This is a genomic window from Mycobacterium simiae, assembly GCF_008370645.1.
GTDB lineage: Bacteria > Actinomycetota > Actinomycetes > Mycobacteriales > Mycobacteriaceae > Mycobacterium > Mycobacterium simiae_A.
The window spans coordinates 1-318 of sequence record NZ_VTZN01000607.1 but is presented as its reverse complement, the minus strand read 5'-3'; the positions used below and the strand labels follow the sequence as shown (position 1 = coordinate 318).

1 protein-coding gene is annotated in these 318 nt (G+C 59.4%); it reads right to left on the bottom strand.

Annotated elements, in window-relative coordinates:
* A partial coding sequence (locus F0Q45_RS27080) for a hypothetical protein (RefSeq protein WP_149656709.1) occupies positions 1–266 on the bottom strand: 266 nt, incomplete at its 3' end.
* Between the last annotated feature and the right edge of the window lie 52 nt (positions 267–318).

Here is a 318-nt window from a genome sequence, read left to right as displayed (position 1 = left end):
TCGCCGGCCAGAAAGTAGGCGCACCACACCGTGGACGACAGAAGCACATGCATTTCGTACAAGCTGTGGCCGTCCAGCAAGGCCACCACTTCCTCGTCGGTATGGGTGGTGGCACCGTTTATCAGCTCGACGGCGGTCAGCGCCATCGCCATTCGGTCAACGTTTGGCGGGCTGTCGTTGGCGGTCATGTTGTGGGTCTCCTTATCGGTGCGGTTGTTGTGCATCCAGATTTCGGGGTCAACGAAGATGACTCGGCGGCTGCTCATGATGCCGCCTCCTGTTTGCTACAAGAAAGGTGCACTTCACCCTGGCCGGCGA